5 protein-coding genes and 1 pseudogene are annotated in these 4875 nt (G+C 71.1%); 3 read left to right on the plus strand and 3 right to left on the minus strand.

What is annotated here, in order from left to right; translation table 11 throughout:
• Positions 1-367: pseudogene (locus B7767_RS32415) on the plus strand (RCC1 repeat domain-containing protein); the annotation flags it as partial.
• 187 nt (positions 368-554) lie between these two features.
• Positions 555-1448, plus strand: coding sequence for a Bax inhibitor-1/YccA family protein (locus B7767_RS32420; protein WP_085575246.1), 894 nt, complete (start codon positions 555-557; stop codon positions 1446-1448).
• A gap of 70 nt (positions 1449-1518) precedes the next feature.
• Here B7767_RS32420 and B7767_RS32425 read toward each other — a convergent pair whose 3' ends face one another.
• Positions 1519-1749 carry a DUF4287 domain-containing protein gene (locus tag B7767_RS32425; protein ID WP_085575247.1) on the minus strand — a complete coding sequence of 77 codons (231 nt, stop codon included), beginning with the start codon at positions 1747-1749 and terminating at the stop codon, positions 1519-1521.
• Positions 1750-1851: 102 nt separating this feature from the next.
• On the opposite strand from B7767_RS32425, the gene B7767_RS32430 reads away from it, so the two are divergent.
• Positions 1852-2163, plus strand: a complete 312-nt coding sequence (locus tag B7767_RS32430; RefSeq protein ID WP_107425250.1) for a hypothetical protein — start codon at positions 1852-1854, stop codon at positions 2161-2163.
• Positions 2164-2197: 34 nt separating this feature from the next.
• Here B7767_RS32430 and B7767_RS32435 read toward each other — a convergent pair whose 3' ends face one another.
• Positions 2198-2977, minus strand: a complete 780-nt coding sequence (locus B7767_RS32435; protein ID WP_085575248.1) for a hypothetical protein — start codon at positions 2975-2977, stop codon at positions 2198-2200.
• Positions 2978-3276: 299 nt separating this feature from the next.
• Complete coding sequence (locus B7767_RS32440; protein WP_085575249.1) at positions 3277-4497, minus strand: acetyl-CoA C-acetyltransferase; 1221 nt, start codon at positions 4495-4497, stop codon at positions 3277-3279.
• Between the last annotated feature and the right edge of the window lie 378 nt (positions 4498-4875).

The raw sequence follows: 4875 nt of genomic DNA on the forward strand, positions 1-4875 counted from the left end.
CGTGCTCGTACCGGGTCCGAGGGACGTCGTCCAGGTGGCCGGCGGCTCGGACGTGGCCTACGCCCTCGACCGGGACGGCACCGTGCGGGCCTGGGGGCGGGGCGCGGGCGGCGCCCTCGGTGACGGGGACCGCCCGGACCACGCCTCCGCGCGACCCGTCCGGGTGAACGGACTGCCGGAGATCCGCCGGATCGCGGCCCACGGGCTCACCGGGTACGCCGTCGACACCGCCGGCGGGCTGTGGGCCTGGGGCTCCGGACTCACCCTCGGCGAGCACGCCTCGCGGACCGCCCGGCCGGTGCGCATCCCGCTGCCCGGCCCCGCCCTGGACGTCTCCGGCCACCACGCGATCACCGGGACGGAATGAACGGATGATCTCCGGCCGGTACCGGGTCGGTCATGGTTCGGTGTCCCGCCGCGAGGGGAATCACCCGGCCGCGTAGCGTGTTGCGCAGCACAACGAGGGAAAGATCCTCCCCAAGCATTAGGGTCATTCCTTTGCCTACCTATTACTCTTGAGCCAAGGCCACGCCGTGTGGCCATGGAGGAGTGAAATGAGGAGCAGTAACCCGGTCTTCTCGCGACGGGGGTTCGGCCGCGACAACGGCTACGCGGGCTTCAACACCGCGCCGCAGGCCGGGGGTCCCGCTGTCGCCACGCAGGCCAACCCGTACGCGCAGCCGACGGGCAACCCGTACGCCCAGAATCCCTACGCACAGCAGGACCTGCAGTACGGCGCGCCGCCGCAGGCGCCGGCCACCACCGGCCGGATGACCATCGACGACGTCGTCATGCGCACGGGCACCACGCTCGGCGTGCTCATCGTCACCGCGGCGCTCTCCTGGGCGCTGCTGCCGGTCGACGACGCCAACATCAGCCGGTCCTACGGCATCGGCATCGGCGCCGCGCTGATCGGCATGGTCCTGGCGTTCGTGCAGTCCTTCAAGCGCAAGGCCTCGCCGGCGCTGATCCTGACGTACGCCGCGTTCGAGGGTGTCTTCCTCGGCGTCATCTCCAGCATCGTCGACAACCGCATCGCCGACGGTGCGGCCATGCAGGCAGTGATCGGCACCATGGCGGTCTTCGCCGGTGTGCTGGTGGCCTACAAGGCCGGCTGGATCCGCGTCAACCGCCGCTTCTACGGCTTCGTGATGGCGGCCGCGCTCGGCTTCATCCTGCTGATGGCCGTGAACCTGCTGTTCGCGGTGTTCGGCGGCGGTGACGGCCTCGGCTTCCGCAGCGGCGCGCTCGGCGTCGTCTTCGGCGTCGTCGGCATCATCCTCGGTGCCTGCTTCCTCGCCCTGGACTTCAAGCAGGTCGAGGACGGCATCGCCTACGGTGCCCCGCGCGAGGAGGCCTGGCTCGCCGCCTTCGGCCTCACGCTGACGCTGGTGTGGATCTACATGGAGTTCCTGCGGCTCATCTCGATCCTCAACAGCAGCGACTGACGGCGGTCACCGGTCGTACGGACAAGGGCCCCGGGTTCCTACCCGGGGCCCTTCGCCGTGTCCGCACGCGCTACAGCAGTTTGCGCGCGGCCCTCCTCAGGTCGTACTCGTGGACGATCGCCTTGGCGTGGCCGTACGCCAGGTCGTACTCGTGCCGGAGCCAGCTGACCTTCTCCTCGAAGCGGAAGAGCGACGGGCCTTCTTCGACGGTGCGCAGCCAGTCGGAGATCTCACGACCGGTGCAGTGGGGGATGCGGGCGAGCATGTTGCGGTGGGTCTCCTCGGAGAGGACGTGGGACATCGGCGCCTCCGGACGCAGGGGATGTAAGCCGGTCCTTCAGGTCACCGTGCCTGAGCGTCCGCCCGTTGGCAACAGTCCTGCCGCGCCGCGTACGCTCGCCGCGTGGTTGATACGACGCCCTTCACCCGTGCCGTGGATCATTTCGCCGACCGTCTGCGGGCCGCGCCGCAGAGCAGGCTGCAGCGGGGCGGTGCGGCCGAGGCGCTCGCCCTGGCCAGGGAGTTGGCGCGGCGCACCCAGCTCGTCGAGGAACCGGGCACCGAGCCCCGCGAGATGCCCGACGCGGGCATGTTCGCCGCCGCCGACCAGATCACCGTCGCCGGCCACGACCTGGCGCTCGTACTGAAGAACGAGGACGAGGTCGGGGAAGCCGTACGGCTGGTGGAGGAGGCGCGCGAGCGCGCCGGGGTGTAGACGGTCCGGAAACCGGCCGGGAGCCGGCTCGGAGCTAGAGGGACGCGATGACGCGGTCCGCCAGGATGTAGACGTTCTCCTCGCCGCAGGAGAACGTCAGCGTGTACGCCCCCGAGATGCCGGAACCGCCCAGCAGGAACGGGGTCTCGCCCGCGCCGAGGGCCGCCGCCAGCCGCTCGGCGGTCTCGCGGTGGCCCGGCGTCATGCACAGCGTCGTCCCGTCGGCGAAGACGTAGACGTCGAGAGTGCCCAGCGGGCCCGGACGGACGTCGGTCAGCTCGGTCCGGGCGGCGGCCAGCTCCTCCAGGGTGGCCACCGTGCGCTCGTGGTCGTTCACGACCGGCGAGGGGTTCGGTACGAAGTCCGGGTGCGAGGGGTGACGGCGGCGGGCCGCGGCCAGCTCCGGGGAGTCCCCTGAGTGCTCCTCGGCGTCCGCACCCGGCTCGCCCACCGGCTCCAGACCCACGAAATCGGCCTGCCGGGGCAGGAACAGCTCGCTGTCCGCCAGACCCAGCAGGGACGGCGCGTCGGACGCGTCACGCGCCTCCTGGGCGGCCCAGAAGGCCCGCGCCTCGGCGAGCTCGCGCTCCCGCTCCTCGGCGAGCGCCTCCGCCACGGCGGCGCGTATCTCGTCGGTGCCGGCCGTGCGGGCGGGAGGAACGTGCGCGCGCGCGGGCGCGGCGCCGTTCTCGGCCAGCGCGGTGTGCAGGGCCGCGACCTGTCGGCGCAGCACCATGATGCTGCGCAGGACGGCGACGCCCACGGCGCCGGTGGCGGCCGTGGTGATCAGCAGGGCGATCGGCATGGCGCTCACTGACGTACTCCCGGTTCAAAGTCGACCCCCGACTTCCTACATCAGCTTGAAGGGTGGACTAACCATCTGTCAGTGCGTAACGTCACGAAACGGACAGGTCTTTGGAGATGCACCCGAGAGGGGCTCGGTCCTGACCTGCGCGAATCTCCCCGGCGGGGGAGATAGGTCACATCCTGGGGGAGATTGGATCACGAACAGGCCCGGGTCTCGGAGGTTCCCGAGACCCGGGCCATGGCTTCACCGAACGTGCCGGGGCGGCTACCGTGCGCCCGCGGAACGGGGGTTCGGCGGTACGGGGTTCAGCTGAGGCGCTCGATGACCATCGCCATGCCCTGGCCGCCGCCGACGCACATCGTCTCCAGGCCGAACTGCTTGTCGTGGAACTGGAGGGAGTTGATGAGCGTGCCGGTGATGCGTGCGCCGGTCATGCCGAAGGGGTGGCCGACGGCGATGGCGCCGCCGTTGACGTTCAGCTTCTCCAACGGGATGCCGAGGTCGCGGTAGGAGGGGATCACCTGGGCGGCGAACGCCTCGTTGATCTCGACCAGGTCGATGTCGTCGATGGTGAGACCGGCACGGGACAGTGCCTGCTTGCTCGCCTCGACCGGGCCGAGGCCCATGATCTCCGGGGAGAGGCCGGAGACGCCGGTGGAGACGATCCGGGCGAGCGGGGTGAGGCCGAGCTCGCGGGCCTTGGTGTCGCTCATGATGACGAGCGCGGCGGCGCCGTCGTTGAGCGGGCAGCAGTTGCCGGCGGTGACCAGCCCGTCCGGGCGGAAGACCGGCTTGAGGCCCTGGACGCCCTCCATGGTGACGCCGGCGCGGGGGCCGTCGTCCTTGGAGACCACCGTGCCGTCGGGGAGCGTCACCGGGGTGATCTCGCGCTCCCAGAAGCCGTTCTTGATGGCCTCCTCGGCGAGGTTCTGCGAGCGGACGCCGAACTCGTCCATGTCCTGGCGGGTGACGCCCTTGAGGCGGGCCAGGTTCTCGGCGGTCTGGCCCATCGCGATGTACGGGTCGGGGACCAGGCCGTCCTCGCGCGGGTCGTGCCAGGTCGACCCCTCCGACTCGGCGACGGCGGCGGTACGGGCCTCGGCCTCGGCGAACAGCGGGTTGCGGGTGTCCGGGAGGCTGTCGGAGTTGCCCTTGGCGAAGCGGGAGACGGTCTCGACACCGGCCGAGATGAAGACGTCGCCCTCGCCGGCCTTGATGGCGTGCAGGGCCATGCGGGAGGTCTGCAGCGAGGACGAGCAGTAGCGGGTGATGGTGCAGCCGGGGAGGTGGTCCATCCCCATCTGCACGGCGACCACGCGGCCGAGGTTGTTGCCCTGCTCGCCGCCGGGGAGGCCGCAGCCGAGCATCAGGTCGTCGATGTCCCTCGGGTCCAGCTCGGGGACCTTGGCGAGGGCGGCCTGGATGATCGTGGCGGTCAGGTCGTCCGGGCGCAGGTCCTTCAGGGAGCCCTTGAAGGCGCGGCCGATGGGGGAGCGGGCGGCAGAGACGATCACGGCTTCGGGCATCACGGCTCCAGGAGGAAGGGGCGGCGGTCGGGTGACGGCAGGGAATACCGGTTGGTTGGTGCGGGACTTCTTGGGAAGTTACCCGGCCGTATGGGCGGGGTCACGGGTGACGCCATGTGACATGGACCGCAACTGTCTAAGCGCTTGCTTTCCACCCCCTACGGGATGCGCCTCCCTACGAGCCAAGCCCCCCTCTACGGGCACGCCCCGCCCTCCGCGGGCAGTCGTGCCGCCCTGAGGGTGCCTCCCAGGCCCTTGAGGCACTGGGGGAGGCACGACTGCCCGCAGCTGCGGAGGTTGCGGCACGACTGCCCGCAGCCACGCCGGCCCCGGCGGCACGGCCGCCCGCGGCGGGACCGGGCGGCGCGGCGGGACCGG

This window comes from Streptomyces sp. 13-12-16, from assembly GCF_002114215.1.
Classification (GTDB): Bacteria; Actinomycetota; Actinomycetes; order Streptomycetales; family Streptomycetaceae; genus Streptomyces.

Bases quoted from the DNA above. Each gene is read 5' to 3' on its own strand.
- B7767_RS32420 (WP_085575246.1), top strand. From the start codon at position 555: ATGAGGAGCAGTAACCCGGTCTTCTCGCGACGGGGGTTCGGCCGCGAC.
- B7767_RS32440 (WP_085575249.1), bottom strand. From the start codon at position 4,497: ATGCCCGAAGCCGTGATCGTCTCTGCCGCCCGCTCCCCCATCGGCCGC.
- B7767_RS32425 (WP_085575247.1), bottom strand. From the start codon at position 1,749: ATGTCCCACGTCCTCTCCGAGGAGACCCACCGCAACATGCTCGCCCGC.